Source organism: Enterobacter sp. KB-280D8 (assembly GCF_041399405.1).
GTDB classification, from domain to species: Bacteria; Pseudomonadota; Gammaproteobacteria; order Enterobacterales; family Enterobacteriaceae; genus Enterobacter; species Enterobacter cloacae_N.
In genome coordinates this window covers 567,324-592,048 of the sequence record NZ_JBGKEC010000003.1, presented here as the reverse complement: position 1 = coordinate 592,048, position 24,725 = coordinate 567,324, and the positions used below count along the sequence as shown (strand labels likewise).

The 24,725-nt window shown below is 56.2% G+C and carries 20 protein-coding genes; 11 read left to right on the top strand and 9 right to left on the bottom strand.

Translation table 11 applies throughout. The features are described from left to right. The first annotated feature begins 2 nt into the window (after positions 1-2). The 3 genes from aaeB to AB8818_RS12830 all read left to right on the top strand — a co-directional run bounded on the left by aaeB (position 3) and on the right by AB8818_RS12830 (position 3,831). On the top strand, positions 3-1,970 hold the full coding sequence (gene aaeB, locus AB8818_RS12840) for a p-hydroxybenzoic acid efflux pump subunit AaeB (RefSeq protein ID WP_192983842.1): 1,968 nt from the start codon (positions 3-5) through the stop codon (positions 1,968-1,970). 88 nt (positions 1,971-2,058) lie between these two features. Further along, entirely contained in the window at positions 2,059-3,513 is a 1,455-nt protein-coding gene (locus AB8818_RS12835) for an NAD-dependent succinate-semialdehyde dehydrogenase (RefSeq protein ID WP_192983844.1), read from the top strand. A gap of 45 nt (positions 3,514-3,558) precedes the next feature. Beyond that, the gene (locus tag AB8818_RS12830; protein ID WP_116343532.1) at positions 3,559-3,831 is read left to right on the top strand and encodes a barstar family protein; all 273 of its coding nucleotides are present in this window, start codon (positions 3,559-3,561) and stop codon (positions 3,829-3,831) included. Between the two features lie 62 nt (positions 3,832-3,893). On the opposite strand, the gene yhcN (AB8818_RS12825) is transcribed toward AB8818_RS12830, so the two are convergent. The 3 genes from yhcN (AB8818_RS12825) to argR form a co-directional block, all read right to left on the bottom strand. Beyond that, the gene (gene yhcN, locus AB8818_RS12825; RefSeq protein ID WP_061096934.1) at positions 3,894-4,160 is read right to left on the bottom strand and encodes a peroxide/acid stress response protein YhcN; all 267 of its coding nucleotides are present in this window, start codon (positions 4,158-4,160) and stop codon (positions 3,894-3,896) included. A 110-nt stretch (positions 4,161-4,270) separates the two neighbouring features. Further along, positions 4,271-4,534, bottom strand: coding sequence for a peroxide/acid stress response protein YhcN (yhcN, locus tag AB8818_RS12820; protein WP_014885423.1), 264 nt, complete (start codon positions 4,532-4,534; stop codon positions 4,271-4,273). Between the two features lie 374 nt (positions 4,535-4,908). Beyond that, positions 4,909-5,379 carry a transcriptional regulator ArgR gene (gene argR, locus AB8818_RS12815; protein ID WP_008502836.1) on the bottom strand — a complete coding sequence of 157 codons (471 nt, stop codon included), beginning with the start codon at positions 5,377-5,379 and terminating at the stop codon, positions 4,909-4,911. A gap of 397 nt (positions 5,380-5,776) precedes the next feature. On the opposite strand from argR, the gene mdh reads away from it, so the two are divergent. Further along, positions 5,777-6,715, top strand: coding sequence for a malate dehydrogenase (gene mdh / locus AB8818_RS12810; RefSeq protein ID WP_014885422.1), 939 nt, complete (start codon positions 5,777-5,779; stop codon positions 6,713-6,715). 56 nt (positions 6,716-6,771) lie between these two features. Here mdh and degS read toward each other — a convergent pair whose 3' ends face one another. From degS to zapG, 3 genes are all read right to left on the bottom strand, one after another. Beyond that, a complete protein-coding gene (gene degS / locus AB8818_RS12805; protein ID WP_116343531.1) occupies positions 6,772-7,839 on the bottom strand; it encodes an outer membrane-stress sensor serine endopeptidase DegS in 1,068 nt (355 codons plus the stop codon). Between the two features lie 92 nt (positions 7,840-7,931). Then, on the bottom strand, positions 7,932-9,299 hold the full coding sequence (gene degQ / locus AB8818_RS12800) for a serine endoprotease DegQ (RefSeq protein WP_116343530.1): 1,368 nt from the start codon (positions 9,297-9,299) through the stop codon (positions 7,932-7,934). 170 nt (positions 9,300-9,469) lie between these two features. Then, positions 9,470-9,868, bottom strand: a complete 399-nt coding sequence (gene zapG, locus AB8818_RS12795) for a Z-ring associated protein ZapG (RefSeq protein WP_010436126.1) — start codon at positions 9,866-9,868, stop codon at positions 9,470-9,472. A gap of 189 nt (positions 9,869-10,057) precedes the next feature. Here zapG and zapE point away from each other — a divergent pair, with 189 nt between their 5' ends. The 5 genes from zapE to sspB all read left to right on the top strand — a co-directional run bounded on the left by zapE (position 10,058) and on the right by sspB (position 13,871). Next, positions 10,058-11,182 carry a cell division protein ZapE gene (gene zapE, locus AB8818_RS12790; RefSeq protein WP_302220237.1) on the top strand — a complete coding sequence of 375 codons (1,125 nt, stop codon included), beginning with the start codon at positions 10,058-10,060 and terminating at the stop codon, positions 11,180-11,182. Positions 11,183-11,584: 402 nt separating this feature from the next. Continuing rightward, complete coding sequence (gene rplM, locus AB8818_RS12785) at positions 11,585-12,013, top strand: 50S ribosomal protein L13 (protein WP_003860434.1); 429 nt, start codon at positions 11,585-11,587, stop codon at positions 12,011-12,013. Between the two features lie 15 nt (positions 12,014-12,028). After that, a complete protein-coding gene (rpsI, locus tag AB8818_RS12780; RefSeq protein ID WP_003860436.1) occupies positions 12,029-12,421 on the top strand; it encodes a 30S ribosomal protein S9 in 393 nt (130 codons plus the stop codon). A gap of 308 nt (positions 12,422-12,729) precedes the next feature. Further along, complete coding sequence (gene sspA, locus AB8818_RS12775) at positions 12,730-13,368, top strand: stringent starvation protein SspA (RefSeq protein ID WP_014885418.1); 639 nt, start codon at positions 12,730-12,732, stop codon at positions 13,366-13,368. Positions 13,369-13,373: 5 nt separating this feature from the next. Next, positions 13,374-13,871 (top strand): ClpXP protease specificity-enhancing factor, encoded by a 498-nt coding sequence (sspB, locus tag AB8818_RS12770; protein ID WP_061099617.1) that lies wholly within the window; start codon positions 13,374-13,376, stop codon positions 13,869-13,871. A 29-nt stretch (positions 13,872-13,900) separates the two neighbouring features. Here the strand turns inward: sspB and AB8818_RS12765 are convergent, their stop codons facing one another. Next, the gene (locus AB8818_RS12765) at positions 13,901-15,319 is read right to left on the bottom strand and encodes a glutamate synthase small subunit (RefSeq protein WP_116343528.1); all 1,419 of its coding nucleotides are present in this window, start codon (positions 15,317-15,319) and stop codon (positions 13,901-13,903) included. Positions 15,320-15,328: 9 nt separating this feature from the next. Then, complete coding sequence (gene gltB / locus AB8818_RS12760) at positions 15,329-19,789, bottom strand: glutamate synthase large subunit (RefSeq protein ID WP_163329761.1); 4,461 nt, start codon at positions 19,787-19,789, stop codon at positions 15,329-15,331. Between the two features lie 687 nt (positions 19,790-20,476). Between gltB and AB8818_RS12755 the strand changes: the two genes are divergently transcribed. Continuing rightward, complete coding sequence (locus tag AB8818_RS12755; RefSeq protein ID WP_163329785.1) at positions 20,477-21,418, top strand: TIGR01212 family radical SAM protein; 942 nt, start codon at positions 20,477-20,479, stop codon at positions 21,416-21,418. Here the strand turns inward: AB8818_RS12755 and AB8818_RS12750 are convergent. Further along, entirely contained in the window at positions 21,398-22,900 is a 1,503-nt protein-coding gene (locus tag AB8818_RS12750; RefSeq protein ID WP_371199898.1) for a helicase HerA-like C-terminal domain-containing protein, read from the bottom strand. The two genes, AB8818_RS12755 and AB8818_RS12750, sit on opposite strands and share 21 nt — an antisense overlap. Before the next feature lie 137 nt (positions 22,901-23,037). Here AB8818_RS12750 and AB8818_RS12745 point away from each other — a divergent pair, with 137 nt between their 5' ends. Next, a complete protein-coding gene (locus tag AB8818_RS12745; RefSeq protein WP_316387454.1) occupies positions 23,038-24,684 on the top strand; it encodes a dihydroxyacetone kinase subunit DhaK in 1,647 nt (548 codons plus the stop codon). The last annotated feature ends 41 nt before the right edge of the window (positions 24,685-24,725 follow it).

The window sequence follows — 24,725 nt, the reverse complement described above, 5'->3', positions numbered from 1 at the left end:
CCATGGGTATCTTTTCCATCGCCAGCCAGCACATTCGCTTCGCCGTGAAGCTGGCGTGCGCCATTGTGCTGGCGCTGTTTGTCGGCTTCCATTTCCAGCTTGAAACCCCTCGCTGGGCGGTGCTCACCGCCGCGATTGTTGCGGCGGGCCCTGCCTTCGCCGCGGGCGGGGAGCCCTACTCTGGTGCGATCCGCTATCGCGGGATGCTGCGTATCATCGGAACCTTTATCGGCTGTTTCGCGGCGCTGACCATTATTATTCTGATGATCCGCACGCCGCTGCTGATGCTCATGGTGTGCTGTATCTGGGCGGGTTTCTGCACCTGGATTTCGTCTCTGGTAAAAGTGGAGAACTCCTACGCCTGGGGGCTGGCGGGCTATACCGCGCTAATTATTGTTATCACGATCCAGTCCGAACCCTTGCTCGCGCCGCAGTTTGCCGTGGAGCGCTGCAGCGAGATTGTGATTGGTATTGTCTGCGCGATCGTGGCTGACCTGCTTTTCTCCCCGCGCTCGATCAAGCAAGAGGTGGATCGCGAGCTGGACGCGCTGATCGTTGCCCAGTACCAGCTGATGCAGCTGTGCATTAAACACGGCGACAGCGAAGAGGTGGATAAAGCGTGGAGCGGACTGGTACGCCGTACGCAGGCCCTGGAAGGGATGCGCAGCAACCTCAATATGGAGTCGTCGCGCTGGGCCCGGGCGAATCGTCGCCTTAAAGCCCTTAACACCGTCTCTCTGACGCTGATTACCCAGGCGTGCGAAACCTATCTCATCCAGAACACCCGCCCGGAAGCGGTCACCGATACGTTCCGCGAACTGTTTGCCGAGCCGGTAGACACCGTACAGGACGTGCATAAGCAGCTTAAGCGCATGCGCCGTGTGATTGCCTGGACCGGGGAGCGCGACACGCCGGTGACCATCTACACCTGGGTCGGCGCCGCGACGCGCTATCTGCTGCTGAAACGCGGTGTAATCAGCAACACTAAAATCAGCGCGGCGGAAGAAGAGGTGCTCCAGGGCGAAGTGGTGATCAAGGCGGAATCTGCCGAGCGGCACCACGCGATGGTCAACTTCTGGCGTACCACGCTTGCCTGTATGCTCGGTACGCTTTTCTGGCTGTGGACGGGCTGGACGTCCGGCAGCGGCGCGATGGTGATGATTGCTGTCGTGACCGCGCTGGCGATGCGTCTGCCTAACCCGCGCATGGTCGCCATTGATTTCCTCTACGGCACCATTGCCGCTCTGCCGATAGGCGCGCTCTATTTCCTGGTCATCATTCCGTCGACGCAGCAGAGCATGCTGCTGCTCTGTATCAGCCTGGCGGTAATGGCGTTCTTTATCGGCATTGAGGTACAAAAGCGGCGACTGGGATCGCTGGGGGCGCTGGCGAGTACGATTAATATCATCGTGCTGGATAACCCGATGACCTTCCATTTCAGCCAGTTCCTCGACAGCGCGTTAGGTCAGCTTGTTGGGTGTTTCCTGGCGATGATGGTGATTCTGCTGGTACGGGATAACTCGCAGGCCCGGACGGGGCGCGTGCTGTTGAACCAGTTCGTGTCGGCTGCCGTGTCGTCGATGACCACCAATACCGCGCGCCGTAAACAGAACCACCTGCCCGCGCTCTATCAGCAGCTGTTTTTACTGCTGAACAAGTTTCCGGGGGATATCGCGAAGTTCCGCCTGGCATTAACCATGATCATTGCGCACCAACGTCTGCGTAACGCGCCGGTGCCGATCAACGACGATCTCTCGGCCTTCCACCGTCAGCTGCGTCGTACCGCCGACCATGTGCTTTCCGCCAGCAGCGATGACAAACGCCGCCGTTACTTTACCCAACTGCTTGAAGAACTCGATATTTATCAGGAAAAGCTCAAACACTGGCAGGCGCCGCCACAGGTGACAGAGCCGGTAGGGCGGCTGGTGTTTATGCTGCATCGCTACCAGAATGCCCTAACTGATAACTGACCGACGTAAAAAACCGACGCCAAAAGCGTCGGTTTTTTTGTGGCTATACTTATTCCAGCACGTACATACATTCAGGAAGGGAGGACACATGACGACCCAGGCGCTTCAGGACAACACCCTTTTTCAGACCGGCTATCTGGTTAACGGCCTCTGGAAAACGCTGGACACAACGTTTGATGTGCTGAACCCCGCGACCGGTGAGGTCATCGCTAAAGTTGCGAAAGCGGGTAAAGCGCAAACCGAAGAAGCGATTGCAGCGGCCACCAAAGCCTTCCCGGCATGGCGTGCCAAAACCGCGAAAGAGCGTTCGGCCATTCTTTACCGCTGGTACGAACTGATTATTGAGAATAAAAGTTGGCTCGGGCGGTTAATGACCACCGAGCAGGGTAAGCCCCTGAAAGAGGCGGAAGGGGAAGTGGAGTACGCCGCCAGCTTTATCCAGTGGTTTGCCGAAGAGGCCAAACGCGCGAACGGTGAAATTATTCCGCCGATCAAGCCCGGCTCGCGCATTCTTGCGACCCGTGAGCCCATCGGCGTCGTCGCGGCCATCACGCCCTGGAACTTCCCGATGGCGATGCTCACCCGCAAGTTAGGCCCGGCGCTGGCGGCCGGATGTACCGGCGTCATCAAACCGGCAAATAACACGCCGCTCAGCGCCTTTGCGCTGCTGACTCTGGCAAAACAGGCGGGCGTGCCGGATGGCGTGCTCAACGCGGTGGCCGGAAACACCCATGAGATCAGCGATGCGATCATGGCCAGCCACGACGTGCGTAAAATCTCCTTTACCGGTTCAACCTCCGTCGGCAAAACGCTGGTGCGTAACGCCGCGGAAACCATGAAAAAAGTCTCCATGGAGCTGGGGGGAAATGCCCCGTACATCGTTTTCGAGGATGCAGACATTGACGCAGCGGTTAAGGGCGCTATCGCCAACAAGTTCCGCAATGCGGGGCAGGTTTGCGTCAGCGTGAACCGCTTCTACATTCAGGAAACCGTCTACGACAAGTTTGTGAATAAGCTCGCTGATGCGGTTACTACCCTTAAGGTGGGGAATGGTCTTGAAGAGGGCGTGGTCGTTGGGCCGCTGATCGAACCTGCGGCGGTCAACAAGGTGCGCGAGCACGTTGAAGATGCTGTCGCACGGGGGGCGACCGTGCTGGCGGGTGGTAAACCCCATCCTCTGGGCGGCAATTTCTGGATGCCAACCGTGTTGGGCGACTGCCACGAAGGCATGAAGCTGGCAGAGGAAGAGACGTTTGGCCCGGTTGCGGCCTGTTTCCGCTTCACCTCGGAAGACGAAGTCATCCAGCGCGCCAACAACACGCCCTACGGGCTGGCGGCTTACTTCTACACCCAGAACCTCTCCCGGGTTTTCCGCGTTTCGCAGGCAATCGAGAGCGGGATGATTGGCATTAACGAGTGCGCCGTTTCTACCGAGCTGGGGCCTTTTGGCGGCGTGAAAGAATCCGGTCTTGGACGTGAGGGATCCGTGCTGGGGCTGGAAGAGTATCTGGAAGTTAAAACCCTGCATATCGGGGGATTATAATAGACAGGGCGGCATCTGCCGCCCGCCTGGACTGGGTGGCTGGCAATGAAAACTTATACGTTTGATTTTGACGAAATCGACAGTCAGGAAGACTTTTATCGGGAATTTATCCGGGCGTTTGATCTTGAACGGGAAAGCGTGACGAATCTGGATACGCTTTGGGATGTGGTCACCGGCAGTATGTTGCCGCTACCGCTGGAGATTGAGTTTATTCATCTTCCTGAAAAGCTGCGCAGACGTTTTGGCGCGCTGATATTGCTGTTCGATGAAGCAGAAGAAGAGCTTGAAGGGCAGCTGCGCTTTAACGCGCGGCATTGAATGAAAAAAAGCCCCTGACCACGAGGCCAGGGGCAAGTCGTATGATGAGATACGACGAGGGTTTATTTATACAGTTCAGCCGTGGCATGCCAGTGGTCACCCTGATTCAGTTCGGTGACACGATAGCTGCTGGCGCCTGCTTTTTCAGCTTTGGCGGCAAGCTCCTGACGAATGTCCATCGGGGAGCCGGTGACTGACGTCACGGAGACGCTGCCCATTGGCTGCAGATTTTGTGCCTGATCGGCATTCACTTGCTGTACGGCTGCGCTTGCGCCGAAAGAGAGAACGGATGCCAGACCCAGGGTTGCGATGATCAATTTGGTTTTCATAGTCTTTACTCCTGAACAGGTTTTTTGCTCAACGGCGAGAAGGGTTGTACCGCTATTTTTATGCCTGGTGCCGTTGAGTGGAGAGTTACGTCTTCAGTGATTACTAAAACTTATTTGTACAGCTCAGCGGTGGCGTGCCAGTGGTCACCGGAACGTGCTTCGATGATGCGATAGGATGAGGCACCTTTTTCTTCCGCTTTTTTGTTCAGCATTTCATGCATGTCCATTGGAGACGTGCCAACAGCGCCGACAGAAACCGTACCGATTGCCTCACGGGACTGCGCCTGGTCAGCATTAATAGCGTCAGCCGCGAAAGCACCGAAGGACAGGACAGACAGGACGCTCAGCGCCGCTACAGTAGTTTTGATTTTCATGATTCTTACCTCGTCGAATTTTTTAGTGGGGTCTTGTTTCGTGACCCTCATCACAAAATCAAGTATACACTAATAACGCCAAAAATTAATACCAGACTAATGGTTTCCCTTGTTATTACGTGTTAAACGCCCGATTTTTTATAACCAAATTGCATATTATTGGGTGTTTTATGAGCAGTCTGTGCTGATATTTATAAGTAAATCATAGGGATATTGCATTTTGATTTTTTGTGCGATTTACGGGATTGTTATTCACTGGGTGAATGTTAATGAGTGGTAAAAAGCACTAATCGTCAAAGCAGGGGCAGTGAAATAAAGGGGGAAATGATATGAGAGCAGAATGATCCCCGCAGCGGCGCTACGGGGAGAGAGCATTACAGTTCCTGTTCGAACAGAACCAGAATCGCTTCGTGGAGATCCTTTACGGAGAAACCGCTAGCCGGAGTGGTAAAGATGGTGTCATCACCGGCAATGGTACCGAGGATACCCTCTGTTTTACCTAACGAGTCCAGCATGCGAGCAATCAGCTGCGCGGCGCCCGGGCTTGTGTGGATGACCACAACGGCGTCGTTATAGTCGATATCCAGAACCAAATTCTTTAGCGGGCTGGAGGTGGTCGGCACGCCAAGTTCTGCCGGCAGGCAATAGACCATCTCCATCTTGGCGTTGCGGGTACGCACCGCGCCAAACTTGGTTAACATGCGGGAGACTTTCGACTGGTTGATGTTATCGAAGCCTTGTTCCTGCAGCGCCTGAACAATTTCTCCCTGAGAACTGAATTTCTCTTCTTTAAGTAGCGCCTTAAACGCCTTTACTAATTCTTCTTGCTTAGACGAGCTTCGCATAAGTCACCCGGAATATGACGAAAGAAACAACATTATTATGCATGTGGATGAATTTTTATGCAAATTATCTGCTCAGCGGCAGGCTGAAATAATGTTATGAAAGGGAGAGATTTTATCAGATTTCGTTATCAGAAAACATGCCTGGGTCACGCCGCGCAAATAAGCTTAAAAGTAAATTAAATGTTATCAAAATGATGTTGTTTTGGTGGCGGGGCAGGGTGTATTGTAACCACCTCTTAATTCGTTGCCATCTGGCGTCAGATAGCTTTCTGGTGAGAGATAAAGTCGTGCGACCTCAAATTCTTTAGCTTCGAAAATTGTAATTAAAGACTTGCTGATTTAAGGTCGCGGCAACGGATTTACAGATACTTAAGTTAACCATAATAAGGAGTTTAGGATGAAAGTCGCAGTCCTCGGCGCTGCTGGTGGTATCGGCCAGGCGCTTGCCCTACTACTGAAAACCCAACTGCCTTCAGGCTCAGAACTCTCCCTGTACGATATTGCTCCGGTAACCCCAGGCGTGGCGGTTGACCTGAGCCACATCCCGACCGCTGTAAAAATCAAAGGCTTCTCCGGTGAAGATGCGCGTCCTGCGCTGCAGGGTGCTGATGTGGTCCTGATTTCTGCAGGCGTGGCGCGTAAGCCAGGCATGGATCGTTCAGACCTGTTCAACGTCAACGCGGGCATCGTGAAAAACCTGGTGCAGCAGATCGCTGAAGTGTGCCCGAAAGCGTGCATCGGTATCATCACTAACCCGGTGAACACCACCGTTGCTATCGCAGCCGAAGTGCTGAAGAAAGCGGGTGTTTACGACAAAAACAAACTGTTCGGCGTGACCACGCTGGATATCATCCGTTCCAACACCTTCGTTGCTGAGCTGAAAGGTAAACAGCCAACAGAAGTGGAAGTGCCGGTTATCGGCGGCCACTCTGGCGTGACCATTCTGCCTCTGCTGTCGCAGATCCCAGGCGTAAGCTTCACCGAGCAGGAAGTGGCTGACCTGACCAAACGTATCCAGAACGCGGGCACCGAAGTGGTGGAAGCGAAGGCGGGTGGCGGTTCTGCAACCCTGTCTATGGGCCAGGCGGCTGCCCGTTTCGGTCTGTCACTGGTTCGCGCCCTGCAGGGTGAGAAAGGCGTTGTTGAATGCGCTTACGTAGAAGGCGACGGCGAACATGCCCGCTTCTTCTCTCAGCCGCTGCTGCTGGGCAAAAACGGTATTGAAGAGCGTAAGTCTATCGGTACGCTGAGCGCGTTTGAGCAAAACGCGATGGAAGGCATGCTGGACACGCTGAAGAAAGATATCACCCTGGGTGAAGAGTTCGTTAACAAGTAAAACGCACGCCACCCGATAAAAAAACGGAGCTTATCGCTCCGTTTTTTTTATGCTTATCAGTTAGTGGCCGGGTATTCCTGAACCGTCACGTGCAGCGTCAGTTTCTTATCGTTACGCATGACTTCCACAGGGATGATAGAGCCAGGGCGAATTTCGGCCACCTGGTCCATCGTCTCCAGCGCAGAGACTGCCGGCGTGCCGTTGACCGAGACGATGACATCGTTAACCTGAATCCCCGCATTAGCCGCCGGTCCACCTGGTGCGACCTCGTTGACGACGATGCCCTGAATCTGATCGATACCGCCACCCTGAGTATGCATCGGCGCAATTTCGCGCCCGCCGATACCGATATAGCCGCGTATCACGCGCCCGTCGCGGATCAGCTTATCCATAATCTTGGTCGCCAGCTGGAACGGAATAGCAAAGCCGATCCCTTCTGGCGTCTCGCCGTCGTTGCTTTTATCGAATGAGAGGGTGTTGATGCCCATCAGTTCGCCCAGCGAGTTGACCAGCGCGCCGCCTGAATTACCGTGGTTGATTGACGCATCCGTCTGCAGGAAGTTCTGCCGTCCTGACGGGTTGAGGCCAATGCGACCGGTTGCGCTGATGATCCCCTGGGTAATCGTCTGTCCGAGGTTATAAGGGTTACCGATAGCCAGAACGACGTCGCCAATGTGAGGCGTGCGTTTGCGGTTGATCGGAATGACCGGCAGGCCGCCCGTGGCGTTAATCTTCAGCACGGCCAGGTCGGTGAGGCTGTCTGAACCCACAAGCAACGCCTCAAACACGCGACCATCCTGCAGGGCGACGATGATCTGATCGGCATCGTTGATCACGTGTTTGTTCGTAATAATGTAGCCGCGCTCGTCCATAATCACCCCGGAGCCAAGGGTGCGGATCTCCAGCTGATTATGTGCTGAGCTATTAAGGCCGCGGTTATAAACGTTAACCACGGCAGGGGCGGCACGGCGAACGGCCTGGTTATAGGTCGCCGGCGTTTCATCCGTGCTGTCAAACTGGGGAGCCGACAGCTTATTGAACTGACGCAAAGACGGCATCGCCAGCAGCAGCAGGCCAGCGACAATCAAACCGATGACAGTGGAACGTAAGAGCTTTAAAAGCATGATGCGCGTGTCGTCAAAAAAGGAACGGTTTGCAGCATAACATGAGTTATCCGGACATCACACGCAGCGGTGATGCCCGGAATCGCAAATGCTTAGCGCAACAGAATGTAGATAGACTCATTGCCACGCATGACCTGCAGGGCAATGACCGCCGGTTTACTCTCCAGCACCTTGCGCAGTTCGGCAATGGACTGCACGCGATTACGGTTCACGCCAATGATGACGTCTTCCTGGTGCAATCCGGCCTGCGCGGCAGGGCTGCTCTTCTCGACGGTGTCGAGGCGAATGCCTTTCGTACCGTCTTTCAGCTGCCCGTCGCTCAGCGTTGCCCCCTGCAGCGCCGGGGCGATAAGCTCCGCGCTGGCAGATGACGAGGTGCTCTTATCCAGCGTCACTTCGACGTTCAGCGGCTTACCGTCACGGATCAGGCCCAGCTTCACCTTGGCCCCCGGTTCGGTGGTGGCGATACGCGAACGCAGTTCAGCAAAGCTGCTCAGCGGCTTGTCGTTAAGGCTGACGATCACATCGCCCGATTTGATGCCTGCTTTTGCCGAGCCGGAGTTTGGCAGCACTTCACTGACAAACGCACCGCGTTGCACGTTAATATTGAACGCTTTCGCGATATCCGCGCTCATCTCCATACCTTTGATGCCCAGCAGCCCACGTTTGACTTCACCGAACTGAATAAGCTGCTGCGACAGCGTTTTAGCCATATTGCTCGGGATCGCAAAGCCAATCCCAATGCTTCCGCCGCCCGGGGCCAGAATCGCCGTGTTAATGCCAATCAACTCGCCATTAAGGTTAAGCAGTGCTCCACCGGAGTTTCCACGGTTGATTGAGGCATCTGTCTGGATGAAGTTTTCCAGACCTTCCAGATTCAGGCCGCTACGTCCCAGCGCCGAGATAATGCCGGAGGTGGCGGTTTGCCCTAAACCAAAGGGGTTGCCGACGGCGACGGCAAAATCACCAACGCGCAGTTTGTCGGAATCCGCAATGGCAATCTGGGTCAGGTTGCTTGGGTTCTGCACCTGCAACAGCGCGATGTCGCTCTGGTCATCGCCGCCAATCAATTTGGCGTCAAATTCACGACCATCGTTCAGCTGGACGCTGATTTTATCGGCCTGGCTGATGACATGATTGTTGGTCAGAATATAGCCTTTGGCCGCATCAATGATCACGCCAGAGCCCAGGCCTTCAAAAGGCTGAGCCTGCTGATTGGGGGACTCATCGCCAAAATATTTTTTCAGTTCATCCGGTACGCGCTGGCTTTGAACCGCCGTGCCTTCTACCTGAACGCTCACGACCGCGGGCAACACTTTTTCCAGCATCGGCGCGAGGCTGGGAATAGCTGCCTGCCCCGGCACCTGCGAAGGCAGCGCCGCACCGACAGGGAAGGACGCCGAGAGAGATAACCCGACACTTAACGCTAAAGCGCTCAACAGCTGGTTTTTTTTCTTCATTGATGCTGACTCTCGTATCCTGGAATGAAAGAAGAACGGCCCAAAATCATGATGATGTTATTGAATTTTATACCGCTGAACAATGAGGTGTTTGACTAAATAATAGCTGGGGACGGGAAGAAAGGACGGGCGCAAGAGATGCGCCCGTAAAATATATTTATGTTGTGCGGTTAATCGCGTTTTGCGCCACCGCGCAGCAGGCCGGACGCGCCGTCAGAGTAGTCGCGTGGCATCTGAACGGGCGCCTGATCGTTACCGGCTTCTGAGTCGGCCAGACGGTTGCGGAACGGATTAGTCTCCGCGGTCATTTCCGGCAGCAGGCTGCTGGAGCTTTTCGCCATATGCTGATACAGCTGGCGGTAGTCGGTCGCCATGTTGTCCAGCAGCTCGGCGCTACGGGCAAAGTGGCTGACCAGCTCTTCGCGATACTCTTCCAGCTCTGCTTTGTTCTTTTCCAGTTCGTACTGCAGTGACTGCTGCTGACGCAATTTGCGGTTACCGAAACGCATGGCCACAGCACCGATCACGATGCCGACGACTAAACCGATTAGCGCATATTCCCAGGTCATGAACTTCTCCCGTTGTCTTGTTGTTCCGTAGGGTGTTGGCTCGGCTCCTGCCTGTGCCTGATAATGCCACTATAACCGCTATTTCCGCAGAAGTGGAATCCTGACGTATCATCGCGTAGTGTAGAACGGCCTTTTTTTCATCAGTCACGCCTGCTGGTGAGCGTTAATTGAAGGAATAACAATAAGATTATGCAAAACCTGTCACCTGCATCGCGATATCAACTGGCCCTGAATGAGGGTACTCATCAGCCTGATGACGTTCAACGTGAGGCGGTAAACCGTCTGGAGATGATTTATCAGGCGCTCACGGCAAAACCTGCTGAAGTAGAACAGAGTGGTGGGCTCAAGGCCGCGTTTGGGCGGTTGCTCGGTAAAAAAACGCCGCAGGATCAGGCTCCGGTGCGCGGTTTATACATGTGGGGCGGCGTCGGGCGCGGAAAAACCTGGCTGATGGATCTGTTTTATCTCAGCCTGCCGGGTGAGCGTAAACAGCGTCTGCACTTCCATCGCTTTATGCTGCGGGTGCATGAAGAGCTGACTGCGCTGCAGGGCAAAAGCGATCCGCTGGAGATTGTGGCCGACAGGTTCAAGGCTGAAACGGACGTGCTCTGCTTCGATGAGTTTTTCGTTTCTGACATCACCGATGCCATGCTGTTGGGCGGCCTGATGAAGGCGCTATTTGCCCGCGGGATCACGCTCGTTGCCACGTCGAATATCCCGCCAGATGAACTTTACCGCAACGGCCTGCAGCGGGCGCGCTTCCTGCCCGCCATTGACGCCATCAAACAGCATTGTGACATTATGAATGTTGATGCTGGGGTAGATTACCGGTTACGTACGCTGACTCAGGCGCACCTGTGGCTCTCACCGTTAAATGCAGAGACCACCCGCGAGATGGATAAGCTCTGGCTGGCGCTGGCGGGTGCAACACGCGAAAACGCCCCGACGCTGGAGATTAACCATCGTCCGTTGCCAACCCTTGGCGTAGAAAACCAAACGCTGGCGGTCTCCTTTGCGACGCTCTGCGTGGATGCCCGCAGCCAGCACGATTACATTGCGCTATCGCGCCTGTTCCACACCGTGATGGTGATGGATGTGCCGGTGATGACGCGGCTGATGGAGAGCGAAGCGCGGCGCTTCATTGCGCTGGTGGACGAGTTTTACGAGCGCCACGTCAAGCTGGTGGTCAGCGCCGAGGTACCTTTATATGAGATCTATCAGGGAGAGCGGCTGAAGTTTGAGTTCCAGCGCTGCCTGTCGCGCCTGCAGGAGATGCAGAGCGAGGAATACCTGAAGCTGGAACATATGCCATAAATGCCACCCTCTCCCGTGGGAGAGGGGCTAGGGGAGAGGGCATCAGGCCTTAACAAACGCCACCCTCTCCCTGTGGGAGAGGGGCTGGGGGAGAGGGCACCAGGCCTTAACAAACGCCACCCTCTCCCTGTGGGAGAGGGGCTGGGGGTGAGGGCACCAGACCGCACAATATCTAACCCCGAAAAACCCATTCCAAATCACATTTAAGGGTCGATCTTTGACCTCAACTTCTCTATAATCTTGCGACCCCACGTTACGAGAAGGTTTTTTTCCCGAAACTTTCTATGTGTCGGCATGTGCTATTCGAAGGGGTAGGTTTGCCGGACTTTGTCGTGTGAACCTCAACTGACTAAACGTTTGGGTGTTCACCAACGTGTAACTTATTATTTGGGTAAGCTTTTAATGAAAACTTTTACAGCTAAACCAGAAACCGTACAGCGCGACTGGTATGTTGTTGACGCGACCGGTAAAACTCTGGGCCGTCTGGCTACTGAACTGGCTCGTCGCCTGCGCGGTAAGCATAAAGCGGAATACACTCCGCACGTTGATACCGGTGATTACATCATCGTTCTGAACGCTGACAAAGTTGCTGTTACCGGCAACAAGCGTACTGACAAAATGTACTACCACCACACCGGCCACATCGGTGGTATCAAAGAAGCGACCTTTGAAGAGATGATTGCCCGCCGTCCTGAGCGTGTGATTGAAATCGCGGTTAAAGGCATGCTGCCAAAAGGCCCGCTGGGTCGTGCTATGTTCCGTAAACTGAAAGTTTACGCAGGCAACGAGCACAACCACGCGGCACAGCAACCGCAAGTTCTTGACATCTAATCGGGATTATAGGCAATGGCTGAAAATCAATACTACGGCACTGGTCGCCGCAAAAGTTCCGCAGCTCGCGTTTTCATCAAACCGGGCAGTGGTAAAATCGTAATCAACCAGCGTTCTCTGGAACAATACTTCGGTCGCGAAACTGCCCGCATGGTAGTTCGCCAGCCGCTGGAACTGGTTGATATGGTAGAAAAACTGGATCTGTACATCACCGTTAAAGGTGGTGGTATCTCCGGTCAGGCAGGTGCGATCCGTCACGGTATCACCCGCGCTCTGATGGAGTACGACGAATCCCTGCGTTCTGAACTGCGTAAAGCTGGCTTCGTTACTCGTGACGCTCGTCAGGTTGAACGTAAGAAAGTGGGTCTGCGTAAAGCACGTCGTCGTCCACAGTTCTCCAAACGTTAATCCATTCTGCTTACGCAGAACGATTGGCGAAAAACCCGCTTCGGCGGGTTTTTTTATGGATAATGCGCAGGTTATCCACAGTAACATTTCATATATCTTCTCTTTTTCCACATTTCCAGAATCCCCTCACCACAAAGCCATCAAAATCTGGTAAACTATCATCCAATTTTCTGCCCAAATATCGGTGAATACTCGATTTTTGTTCGATTCTTGAACAATGTGTTTTCTCTGGGATGGGCGATACAACATCTGGCTGGCCCCTGTTGGGCTGGTAGCAGTAAAAATTCTGAATATACCTGGAGGTTTTCATGGCTGTCGCTGCCAACAAACGTTCGGTAATGACGCTGTTTTCTGGTCCTACTGACATTTATAGCCATCAGGTTCGTATCGTACTGGCCGAGAAGGGTGTCAGTTTTGAGATCGAGCATGTGGAAAAGGATAACCCGCCTCAGGATCTGATCGATCTCAACCCGAGCCAAAGCGTACCGACGCTGGTGGATCGCGAGCTGACCCTGTGGGAATCCCGTATCATTATGGAATATCTGGATGAGCGTTTCCCGCATCCGCCGCTGATGCCTGTTTACCCTGTTGCGCGTGGTGAAAGCCGCCTGTACATGCAGCGTATCGAAAAAGACTGGTACTCGCTGATGAACGTCATCACCAGCGGCTCCGCTTCTGAAGCCGACGCTGCGCGTAAGCAACTGCGTGAAGAGCTGCTGGCAATTGCCCCTGTGTTTGGTCAGAAACCTTTCTTCCTGAGCGATGAGTTCAGCCTGGTGGATTGCTACCTGGCCCCGCTGCTGTGGCGTCTGCCAACCCTGGGCGTTGAGTTCAGCGGCCCTGGCGCAAAAGAGCTGAAAGGCTATATGACTCGCGTATTTGAGCGCGACTCTTTCCTGGCATCTTTAACTGAACCGGAACGTGAAATGCGTCTCGGCCGAGGCTAATGACTGTGGAAATGTCACAACTTACCCCACGCCGTCCGTATCTGCTGCGCGCCTTCTATGAATGGCTGCTGGATAACCAGCTCACGCCGCACCTGGTTGTGGATGTGACGTTGCCGGGCGTGCTGGTTCCGATGGAATACGCACGTGACGGACAGATCGTACTGAACATTGCCCCGCGTGCAGTTGGTAACCTGGAGCTGGCAAACGACGAAGTGCGCTTCAACGCGCGGTTCGGCGGCGTGCCGCGTCAGGTTTCCGTACCGCTGGCTGCGGTGCTGGCGATCTACGCGCGTGAAAACGGTGCGGGAACCATGTTCGAGCCGGAAGCGGCATACGATGAAGAGGTTGCCAGCCTGAATGATGACGAAGGCATCACCGCCAGCGAAAGCGAAACGGTAATGTCCGTGATTGATGGCGACAAGCCCGATCGTGAGGACGACAACGATCCTGATGACGATCCGCCACCGCGCGGTGGTCGTCCGGCACTACGTGTCGTCAAATAAAAAAACAGGCCCAATCGGGCCTGTTTTTTTTACACTTCCAGGAAGTTCATAATCCCTTCAGCGGCTTTGCGGCCTTCGGCAATCGCCGTGACCACCAGGTCAGAACCGCGAACGATATCGCCACCGGCGAAGATTTTCGGGTTGCTGGTCTGGAACGCATTATCACTACCTTCTGGCGCGATTACGCGGCCCTGCGAATCCAGCTCCACGCTGTGCTTCGCCAGCCACTCCATGCTGTGCGGACGGAAACCAAACGCCATCACCACGGCATCGGCCGGGATCACATGCTCAGAGCCTGCCACGATCTCCGCGCGACGACGGCCTTTCGCATCCGGCGCGCCCATCTCCGTGCGAGCCATCTTCACGCCGCTCACTTTTCCGTTGGCATTCACCTCAATACCCAGAGGCTGGATGTTGAACTGGAACTCCACGCCCTCTTCACGCGCGTTTTTCACTTCGCGTTTCGAGCCCGGCATGTTCTCTTCGTCACGACGGTAGGCGCAGATGACGTGTGCCGCATTCTGACGAATGGAGGTACGCACGCAGTCCATCGCGGTATCACCGCCGCCCAGCACCACCACGCGTTTGCCTTCCATGCTGATGAATGGTTCATCAGCCGTTTCACCGTAGCCCATGATCTGCCTGGTGTTGGCAATCAGGAACGGCAGCGCGTCGTATACGCCCGGCGCGTCTTCGTTCTCCAGACCGCCGCGCATGGACTGATAGGTGCCCACACCCAGGAACACGGCGTCGTAATCCTTCAGCAGGTCGTCGAGCTGCACGTCGCGGCCCACTTCTGTGTTCAGTTTGAACTCAATGCCCATGCCGGTGAAGATTTCACGGCGGCGGGTCATGACCTCTTTTTCCAGCTTAAAGGCCGGGATACCGAAGGTCAGCAGACCGCCAATTTCCGGATGACGGTCAAAGACCACCGCCTTCACGCCGTTGCGGGTCAGGACGTCCGCACAGGCCAGGCCCGCCGGGCCCGCGCCGATGATGGCCACGCGCTTGTCGGTTTGACGCACGCCGGTCATATCCGGACGCCAGCCCATTTCGAACGCTTTATCGTTGATATAGCGCTCGATGTTGCCGATGGTCACCGCGCCAAACTCATCGTTCAACGTACAGGAGCCTTCACACAGACGGTCCTGAGGACACACGCGACCGCATACTTCCGGCAGGGTGTTGGTCTGGTGAGACAGCTCGGCGGCTTCAAAAATACGCCCTTCGTTGGCCAGCTTCAGCCAGTTCGGGATGTAGTTGTGCACCGGACATTTCCATTCGCAGTAAGGGTTACCGCAGGACAGGCAGCGGTCTGCCTGTGCTTTGGCCTGGCCTTCTGAAAACGGCTCATAGATTTCAACAAATTCAATTTTGCGGATCTTCAGCGGTTTCTTTGGCGGATCAACACGCTGCAGGTCGATAAACTGGTATACGTTCTGGCTCATCTGAATTCCTTACTGCGCCTGCACGCGCAGCTCTGCTGCGCTACGACTACGGTGACCCAACAGGGCTTTAACATCGCTGGACTTCGGCTTAACCAGCGCGAATTTCGCAGAGAACGCCGGCCAGTTCGCCAGGATCTCTTCGCCGCGCGAAGAACCGGTATGCTGCACGTGTTCGGTAATCAAGCCGCGCAGGTGTTCTTCATGGATAGCCAGCGTATCAACATCCAGCACTTCCACCAGCTCCGGGTTCACGCGCTTGCGGAACTCACCGTCTTCATCCAGTACGTAGGCAAAACCGCCCGTCATGCCAGCGCCGAAGTTCACGCCGGTTTTACCCAGAACGCAAACAATCCCGCCCGTCATGTATTCACAACCGTTATCGCCAATGCCTTCCACCACGGTGATGGCACCGGAGTTACGTACCGCAAAACGCTCGCCCGCACGACCTGCTGCGAACAGACGGCCGCCGGTCGCGCCGTACAGGCAGGTGTTACCGATGATGCTCGCTTCGTGGCTGCGGAAGGCTGAGCCGACCGGAGGACGCACCGCCAGCAGACCGCCTGCCATGCCTTTACCGACGTAGTCGTTGGCATCGCCGGTAAGGATAAGCTCAACGCCGCCTGCGTTCCAGACCCCGAAGCTCTGACCCGCGGTACCGCTGAAGTGCGCGGTAATTGGGTCGGCAGCCAGCCCCTGGTCACCGTGCGTCTGCGCGATATAACCGGAGAGGGATGCGCCCACGGAGCGGTCGGTGTTGCGGATATCAAACCAGAACGTTTTGCTCTGCTTGTCGTCCACGTACGGCTTCGCCTGCTGCAGCAGCTGCGCGTTCAGCACGCCGTTATCGAACGGCGGGTTGTTCTCGGTGCAGTAGACCGCTTTGCCTGGGTGCGGTTGCGCGGTTTCCAGCAGCTTGCTCAGCTCCAGCTTCTGCTGCTTCGCCGTGAAGCCTTCCAGCTCTTTCAGCAGGTCGGTGCGGCCAATCAGGTCCACCAGACGCTTCACGCCCAGTTGCGCCATCAGCTCGCGTGTTTCACGGGCGATGAAGTCAAAGTAGTTGGTCACTTTGAACGGCAGGCCGTGATAGTGGTTCTTACGCAGCTTCTCGTCCTGGGTTGCAACGCCCGTTGCACAGTTGTTCAGGTGGCAAATACGCAGGTATTTACAGCCGAGCGCAACCATCGGGCCGGTACCAAAGCCAAAGCTTTCCGCACCCAGAATCGCCGCCTTGATGATGTCGAGGCCGGTTTTCAGACCACCGTCCACCTGCAGGCGGATCTTGTGACGCAGGCCGTTCGCCACCAGCGCCTGCTGGGTTTCCACCAGGCCAAGCTCCCACGGGCAGCCCGCATATTTCACGGAAGAGAGCGGGCTTGCGCCGGTGCCGCCGTCGTAGCCGGCAATGGTAATGAGATCCGCATAGGCTTTCGCCACGCCGGTGGCGATGGTGCCGACGCCCGGTTCGGAAACCAGCTTCACGGAGATCATCGCCTTCGGGTTGACCTGCTTCAGGTCGAAAATCAGCTGCGCCAGGTCCTCGATAGAGTAGATATCGTGGTGCGGCGGCGGGGAGATCAGCGTCACGCCCGGCACGGAATAGCGCAGTTTGGCGATGTACGGGGTGACTTTATCACCCGGCAGCTGACCGCCTTCGCCCGGTTTAGCACCCTGAGCGACTTTAATCTGAATCACGTCGGCGTTGACAAGGTACGCAGGCGTTACGCCAAAGCGACCGGATGCCACCTGCTTGATACGAGACACTTTGTTGGTGCCGTAACGCGCCGGGTCTTCACCGCCTTCGCCGGAGTTGGAGTTGCCGCCGATGCTGTTCATGGCTTCCGCCAGCGCTTCGTGGGCTTCCGGGCTCAGCGCGCCGATGGACATCGCCGCGGTATCAAAGCGTTTAAACAGTTCGGATGCAGGTTCAACCTCGTCAATGCTGACCGCTTCATCGCCCGGATTGAGGGCAATAAGGTCGCGCAGCGTCGCCGCAGGACGGTTGTTCACCAGCTCGGCGTACTGCTGATAATCGCTGTACTCGCCGCTCTGAACCGCCTGCTGCAGCGTGCGCACCACGTCAGGGTTATAGGCGTGGTACTCGCCGCCGTGAACGTATTTCAGCAGACCGCCCTGATCCAGCGGCTTACGTGCCAGCCAGGCGCGTTTGGACAGGTTCACCAGATCCTGCTGGAAGTCAGCAAAACCAGCGCCGCCGATGCGGCTGACCACGCCCTGGAAGCAGAGGTTGGCGACCTCATCATGCAGGCCGACCGCTTCAAACAGCTTCGAACAGCGGTAGGAGGCAATGGTCGAGATGCCCATTTTGGACATGATCTTGTACAGACCTTTGTTGATGCCGTTACGGTAGTTCAGCATCACCGTGCGGTAATCTTTGTCGATCGCGCGGGTATCCACCAGGCGGGCCAGCGTTTCGTAGGCCAGGTACGGGTAGATCGCCGTCGCGCCGAAGCCTAACAGCACGGCAAAGTGGTGCGGGTCGCGCGCGCTTGCGGTTTCAACAATGATGTTAGCGTCGCAGCGCAGGCTCTTATCCACCAGGCGCGTCTGGATAGCACCCACCGCCATTGGCGCAGGCACCGGCAGACGGTTTTTGGCGATATTGCGGTCAGACAGCACCAGCAGCACGGTGCCGTTACGCACCATCTGCTCGGCTTTGTCGCACAGCGCGTTCACCGTCTCTTCGAGGCTCGCTTCGGTCACGTCGAACGTAATGTCGAGCGTGTCGGCGCGGTAGTGCTCCTCGGTCATAGTGGTGAGCTGTTTGAAATCGGAGTACAGCAGGATCGGCGATTTAAAGGTCAGACGGTGCGCCTGGCCTTCGGCTTCGCAGAAGACGTTCATCTCACGACCGATGCTGGTCGCCAGCGACATTACGTGGGCTTCACGCAGCGGGTCGATCGGCGGGTTGGTGACCTGCGCGAACTGCTGACGGAAGTAATCGTAAATGATGCGTGGCTGGCTGGAGAGCACGGCAAACGGGGTATCGTCGCCCATGGAGCCGACCGCTTCCTGGCCGTTTTCACCCAGTACGCGAATAACAGAGTCCAGCTCTTCCGCGCTGTAGTTAAACTGTTTCTGGAAGCTGGCAAGCGTATCGTCGTCCAGCTCGCGGCTGCCCACCTCTTCGTCCGGCAGATCTTCAAATGGCACCAGACGACGCACGTTTTTCGCCATCCACTCTTTGTAGGGGTGGCGGCTCTTCAGATCGTTGTCGGTTTCGGCGGAGTGCAGAATGCGGCCGCCGCGGGTGTCGATCACCATGAGCTCGCCCGGGCCTACGCGGCCTTTCTCAACCACTTCGTCAGGCTGGTAATCCCAGATACCGACTTCAGAGGCGCAGGTGATGAGCTTGTCTTTGGTGATGACGTAGCGCGCCGGACGCAGACCGTTACGGTCCAGGTTACAGGCAGCAAAGCGGCCGTCGGACATGACGATGCCCGCCGGGCCGTCCCACGGCTCCATGTGCATGGAGTTAAAGTCGAAGAACGCGCGCAGCTCAGGATCCATGTCCGGGTTGTTCTGCCAGGCCGGTGGCACCAGCAGACGCATGGCGCGCACGATGTCCATCCCGCCCGCCAGCAGCAGTTCCAGCATGTTATCCATGGAGCTGGAGTCCGAGCCGGTTTCGTTCACGAACGGTGCGGCATCGTGCAGGTCAGGGATCAGAGGGGTCTGGAACTTATAGGTACGGGCGCGTGCCCACTGGCGGTTACCGGTGATGGTGTTGATCTCGCCGTTATGCGCCAGATAGCGGAACGGCTGCGCCAACGGCCAGCGTGGCACGGTGTTGGTGGAGAAGCGCTGGTGGAACAGGCAAATGGCCGATTCCAGACGCAGGTCCGCCAGGTCCAGGTAGAAGCGCGGCAGGTCAGCCGGCATACATAGACCTTTATAGATGTTGACCAGGTTCGAGAGGCTACACACGTAGAACTCTTTATCGTCCTGGAGGCGTTTTTCGATGCGGCGGCGGGCAATAAACAGACGGCGTTCCATATCGCGCGGACGCCAGCCCGCAGGTGCGTTAACGAAAATCTGCTCAATGCGAGGCAGCGAGGAGAGGGCGATTTCACCGAGCACCCCTTCGTTGGTTGGCACATCGCGCCAGCCGACAATCGACAGGGTTTCACGTTGAAGTTCTTCTTCGACGATGCGGCGTGAAGCGGCAGCCTTTTCAGGATCCTGGTTCAGGAACAGCATACCGACAGCGTAGTTTTTGGCTAAACGCCAGCCGCGCTCTTCCGCCACGATGCGGAAGAAACGATCCGGTTTTTGCAGCAGCAGGCCGCAACCGTCGCCGGTTTTACCATCGGCAAGAATAGCGCCACGGTGCTGCATTCGGGCCAGTGCGTGAATAGCAGTACGCACTACCTTGTGGCTAGGTTCGCCTTCTATGTGGGCGATCAGGCCGAAACCACAGTTATCCTTCTCAAGGGATTTATCGTACAACATATCAGTGAACCTCCCCAGGCTCGTCGGGCTTCCCACTGAACTTTACCGTGGCGCACAGGCGCAGAAAGAGCATGGCGACGGGGTTTGCGTTTCATACGCGGACCTCGCATTCGCCCTCTTTTTCATCCTTTCGCGCAGGTAAACAAGTTTGAGGACTTGCTTCAGAGGGAATCTCAATTACTGCATAAATATGATGAGCAGGCCGCTCATCCAGAAAGCTTCCAGCGGATTTCCAACTTATCGGGAATTGGTACACAGGTCAAATGGCAATCTTATTTATACAAATATGTGCTAAGGGGTGTTCATCTGTTTGTTTTTAAAAGCTATTTAACTATTTTTATAATCATCTAAAGGCCTGGGGAGCCGTGAAGGAGTGTGATCTGACTCACTATATGAAAGCGGTATTATTGATGCAGCGTGCTGAAATGCTGATTTATAGCAGAACAATAATCTGGTGGCGTATTCAAACCCGCATAAAATCACTGTTTTTCAGTGTTGCCGCTATAAATGAAAAAAACAGTCAGAACATAAGGAAAAGTAATCACAGATAGCGTGAATGAAATTGCAGTAATCCTGAGTATTTATTCATACAGATAAAGGCCGTCCAGGGCGATTGATCCAGGTCATCGCCGACAGAGGCTAAAAATGGCAGGCTTGTCCCCTTTCTTCGGGACGGTCTATCAGATTATGCAGTTACAGAAATTAGTCAATATGTTTGGTGGGGATCTTTTGCAGCGATACGGCCAAAAGGTTCATAAGCTGACGCTGCACGGCGGCTTTAGCTGCCCGAATCGCGACGGCACCATCGGGCGCGGCGGCTGTACCTTCTGTAACGTTGCGTCCTTTGCTGACGAGGCCCAGCAGCATCACTCTATCGCGGAACAACTCGCGCACCAGGCCAGCCTGGTCAACCGTGCAAAGCAGTATCTGGCCTATTTCCAGGCCTACACCAGCACGTGGGCGGAGGTGCAGGTGCTGCGTTCCATGTATCAGCAGGCGGTCATGCAGGCCAATATTGTCGGGCTATGCGTTGGCACGCGCCCGGACTGCGTGCCGGACGCGGTGCTGGATCTACTCAGCGAGTACAAAGAGCAGGGCTACGAGATCTGGCTGGAGCTGGGCCTGCAGACTGCACATGACAAAACCCTGCACCGCATTAATCGTGGACATGATTTCGCCTGCTACCAGCGCACCGCGCGGCTGGCCCGCGAGCGCGGGTTAAAAGTCTGCTCGCATCTGATTGTCGGCTTGCCTGGTGAAGGTCGACAGCACGGCCTGGAGACGCTGGAAAAGGTGGTTGAAACCGGCGTGGACGGCATCAAACTGCATCCCCTGCATATCGTTACGGGAAGCATTATGGCGAAAGCCTGGGAGGCCGGGCGGTTAAGCGGTATTGAGCTTGAGGAATATACGGTGACGGCGGGGGAGATGATTCGTCACACACCGCCGGAGATTGTTTACCACCGCATCTCGGCCAGCGCCCGCCGTCCAACGCTTCTGGCACCGCTCTGGTGCGAGAACCGCTGGACGGGGATGGTGGAAATCGACCGCTATCTGCAGGAGAACGGCGTGCAGGGGGCGGCGCTTGGCCGCCCCTGGGTCCCCCGTCTACCGGCGACGTCCGCCTAACAGACTTCCCAGCATGCCGCGCACTATCTGATTGGTAACCTGCCGCGCCGCGCTTTTCGCCATGGTCTGTACCACGCCGTCGCGCTTGCCGCCGCGCGGCCCGGTACTGCCGAACAGGATGTCTTTGAGCCCCCCGAGAATACCGTCATCCACGGCGACAGACTGCCCTTTAGCGGCAGGCGCATCCTGCGATTCGGTTGTCGCCTGCACCCCTTTTTGCAGCATCTCAAACGCGGACTCGCGATCCACATCGTCTTCGTACTTCCCGTAAACCGGGGAGTGGTTAATCAGGCCGTTACGTTCATCGTCAGTAACAGGCCCCATGCGCGAGCAGGGCGCGATCACCATCGCGCGCTCCACGATGGAGGGGCTGCCCTTCGCATCAAGGAACGAGATCAGCGCTTCACCGGTGCCCAGCGCCTGAATCGCCGCTTCGGTATCAAAGGCCGGATTGGCACGCATGGTTTGCGCCGCGGCTTTTACCGCTTTCTGATCCTTCGGCGTAAAGGCGCGCAGGGCGTGCTGCACGCGGTTACCGAGCTGGCCAAGCACGTTATCCGGGATATCCGACGGGTTTTGCGACACAAACCAGACGCCAACCCCTTTGGAGCGGATCAGGCGAATGACCTGTTCAATTTTATCCAGCAGCACCTGCGGTGCGTCGTTAAACAGCAGATGCGCTTCGTCGAAGAAGAAGACCAGTTTTGGTTTTTCCAGATCGCCCGCTTCCGGTAGCTGCTCGTACAGTTCGGAGAGCATCCACAGCAGGCTGGCGGCGTAAAGCTTCGGCATCTGGTAGAGCTTCTCAGAGCTCAGAATGTTGATGATGCCTTTGCCATTGCTGTCGGTACGCATCCAGTCTTTGATATCCAGCATCGGCTCGCCGAAGAAGTGCTCGGCACCCTGTTGCTCCAGGGTCAGAAGCCCACGCTGAATGGCCCCGACAGAGGCGCTGCTGATATTGCCGTACTGGTTCTGGAAGGATTTGGCGTTATCACCGATATACTGGGTAATGGCTCGCAGATCCTTGAAGTCAAGCAGCAGCAGCCCCTGATCGTCGGCAATGCGGAAGATGATATTCAGCACCCCGGACTGCACGTCGTTGAGGTTGAGCAGGCGGGCCAGCAGCAGCGGGCCGAGATCGGAGACGGTGGCGCGCACCGGGTGGCCTTTCTCACCAAAGATATCCCAGACCACCACCGGGTTGCCGTGCGGTGCCCAGTTCGTGATGCCAATATTCTTCAGCCTCTCAAGCAGTTTTTCAGAAGCGGTACCCTCCTGAGCCACGCCGGTTAAATCGCCCTTCACGTCAGCCATAAAGACCGGCACGCCAATCTCTGAAAGCGACTCCGCCAGCTTCTGTAAGGTCACGGTTTTCCCCGTCCCGGTCGCACCGGTGATCAGGCCGTGGCGGTTCGCCATCGCGGGCAGTAAATACAGCTCTTTTTCCAGCGTCCGGGCAATTAACAATGGTGTACTCATGATGCGCTTCCTCTCTTAGTCCTGGGTGGAGTATAGGCAACCTGATAGCAATTTGGTTAAGTAAATTCCTGACTTTGCGGCGCATTATCCAGCGCGGACTATGCTTTTGCATACGGTTCACAAAATAGTGGGAAACTATGTCCAGATTCTTCTTTAACGATCGCAAACAGCTGGTCAACGATGCCATTGAAGGCATACTCCTTTCTGCGCCACACGCGAATCTCGTCAAGCTCGATATCGATCCGGCTATCCGCGTAGTGGCACGCGGCGACTGGGATAAAAGCCGCGTGGCGGTGATCTCCGGCGGTGGCTCCGGGCACGAACCTGCACACGCCGGATTTGTCGGTAAAGGCATGCTGACGGCGGCAGTCTGTGGCGATCTGTTCGCCTCCCCGAGCGTGGATGCGGTACTGAATGCCATTGTGGCGGTGACGGGCGATCGCGGCTGTCTGCTGATCGTCAAAAACTACACCGGCGATCGCCTGAACTTTGGTCTGGCGGCAGAAAAGGCCAAACGCTACGGCCTGAAGGTCGAGATGGTGATTGTGGCGGACGATATCGCGCTGCCCGACAACAAGCAGCCGCGCGGCATTGCCGGTACGGCGCTGGTGCATAAGATTGCGGGCTATGCCGCGGAGCACGGAAAATCCCTGAGCGAGGTGCGGGATATTGCGAAGCAGGCCTGCGATAACCTCTGGAGCCTGGGCGTTGCGATGCAAACCTGTAACCTGCCGGGCAGCGACGATGAAGAGGGGCGTATCAGGCAGGGCCATGTCGAACTGGGGCTGGGGATCCACGGGGAGCCGGGGGCCTCGGTAGTTGATACGCAAAACAGCAAAGCGATTATCGACACGCTGGTTACCCCGCTCAAAGCGCAGGCGGGTGAGGGGCGTTTCGCGGTGCTGATTAACAACCTCGGCGGCGTCTCGGCGCTGGAAATGGCGTTGCTGACCAAAGAGCTGGCTCACTCGGCGCTGAAAGAGAACATTGCTTATCTTATTGGCCCGGCACCGCTGGTGAGCGCCCTGGACATGAAGGGCTTTTCTCTGACGCTGCTGAAGCTCAACGACCTGTTCGAGAAAGCGCTGCATGAAGAGGTGGAAACGCTGGGCTGGCAAAAACCCGTGGCGTTTGCCCCCCTGCGTACCGTTCCGCAAAGCGCTATTCACGATCGCGTGGAATATACCCCATCTGAAAACCCGCAGGTGAAGGAGTCTGTTTCACAGGTGACGAAGACGCTCATACAGCTGGAAAATCGCCTGAACGCGCTGGATGCCAAAGTGGGCGACGGCGATACCGGCTCCACCTTTGCGCAAGGGGCGCGGGATATTGCGCAGCGCCTGGAGGAGAACGCGCTTCCGCTTAATGATGTGCCTAAGCTTCTGCTGCTGGTGGGCGAGCGGCTGGCCACGGTGATGGGCGGATCGAGCGGGGTGCTGATGTCGATCTTCTTTACCGCGGCGGGGCAAAAGCTTCACGATGGTCAGTCGCTACCCGAGGCATTGCTCAGCGGGCTGGCGCAAATGAAGCAGTACGGTGGGGCAGATCTCGGCGATCGTACCCTGATCGACGCTCTGCAGCCGGCGCTGGAGGCATTGCAGAAAAAGGATCTTCAGTCAGCGGCGCAGGCGGCACAGAAGGGGGCAGAGGCAACGGCGAAAATGCAGAAAGCCGGTGCGGGGCGCTCATCGTATGTGAATAAAGAGAATCTGGACGGGGTAATGGACCCAGGGGCGGTCGCGGTGGCAGAGGTGTTTAAGGCCATGGTAGAAGCAAAACGGTAACAACCGTTACCGTTTTTAGTGTTTGCGCCCTCTCCCAGTGG